Genomic DNA, 1288 nt, shown 5'->3' with positions numbered 1-1288 from the left:
CTCGCCTTCGCCGACATTCACACGCCCAGAGTAGTGCGGGTGGTTGGGGATATCGGGTTATTGGACAGCCTCGTTAGACATCTCAAATGCAGCATCCCCCAAGTTTCGACGACAACCGTCCTCCATTCGACCCGGAATTTGCTCGCGAACTGATTGGCAAGTACGTCTTGGTTGGCGTCACCATTGAAGATCGTCGTGGTGAAACACTGCGCCAGGAGCAATTCCATGGAACAGTGGTTTCGGCAAATGCAGACTCCGGAATCAATCTTGTCCTGCGCGGAACTCGTGAGGGAGAAAGCAAGTCTCTGCCGCCAGCCACGCACGTATTCAGAGCAATTCCTCCAGGGTCATACAACTTGCGAGGCACGGGTGAAACTGTGATCGATCCAGACTTCACGTCACAATGGGTGCTGGTTCAGCCAGATGCCTAACCATTCGTTCGAGCCGACACGCAACGGCTGGTCACTACAGGCCCCCATTTCATTCTGGGCCTTCCGTGCCCAGCCGTCGCTCGCTGCTCAACTTCGACGTTAGCCCCCACAGGAGCCATCATGGGTTCGTTCTACACCAGTCATACCCTTCGAGGTCCATCGCAACGGCAGGTTCTAGATTGGCTGGACGGGCGTTCTGCGTTCGTATCGCAAACCGACAGGGAGATGACCACAGTTCTTGACGAGGCGTGCGAGTCACAGGACGGAGAGGACCTGGCGGGTTTGGCTCTGCAACTATCTGCCCATTTTCACTGCCCGGTCTTGGCGGTACTGAACCACGACGACGACATCCTTTACTTCGAATTGTACGAAGACGGAGAGAAGACTGATGAGTACAACTCCTCTCCCGGCTACTTCGACGAAGAGGTTGAAGACAACTCACCTCGCGGTGGAGATGCGTTGCGCTTGGCCGCCGTATTCGGCGCCTCAGACGCTGCCGCCATAGAGACGGTACTTCGCAATCCCGACTACGTGTTTGCAATGGAACGGCATGATGCCCTCGCTACGGCGCTCGGACTCCCAAAGCAATGCATTGGCATCGGCTTCAACTACGCAGATGCCGGTGAGTTTCCACCCGGCACCGCACCGGAATACTTCTCTAGGTCGGGCGGCAGTGGGGGCTAACCAGTCGTTCGAGCCGACTCGCAACGGCTGGTCACTTCAGGCCCCCATTTTATTCTGGGCCTTCCGTGCCCAGCCGTCGCTCGCGTCTCAACTTCGACGTTGAGGCTGTAAAAAAACTCCCTACCGGGTCCGTCCCGATTCACTGCGCAGCCCCTGACGCGTCAAATACGCAG

2 protein-coding genes are annotated in these 1288 nt (G+C 57.1%); both read left to right on the top strand.

Annotated features, from left to right (window positions below):
* Positions 1-86: 86 nt before the first annotated feature.
* Positions 87-431, top strand: a complete 345-nt coding sequence (locus tag LNV28_RS24975) for a hypothetical protein (RefSeq protein WP_263521146.1) — start codon at positions 87-89, stop codon at positions 429-431.
* Positions 432-551: 120 nt separating this feature from the next.
* Entirely contained in the window at positions 552-1115 is a 564-nt protein-coding gene (locus LNV28_RS24970) for a hypothetical protein (protein WP_263521144.1), read from the top strand.
* Positions 1116-1288 lie beyond the last annotated feature (173 nt).

It is taken from the genome of Paucibacter sp. DJ2R-2 (genome assembly GCF_025717675.1).
Taxonomy (GTDB): Bacteria; Pseudomonadota; Gammaproteobacteria; order Burkholderiales; family Burkholderiaceae_C; genus Paucibacter_A.
Note: the sequence above shows the minus strand (reverse complement) of the source record. Positions and strands in the feature narration are given on the sequence as shown.

What these genes read in the sequence shown, in the direction of transcription:
- LNV28_RS24975 (WP_263521146.1), top strand. Translation starts at nt 87, where the DNA reads ATGCAGCATCCCCCAAGTTTCGACGACAACCGTCCTCCATTCGACCCG.
- LNV28_RS24970 (WP_263521144.1), top strand. Translation starts at nt 552, where the DNA reads ATGGGTTCGTTCTACACCAGTCATACCCTTCGAGGTCCATCGCAACGG.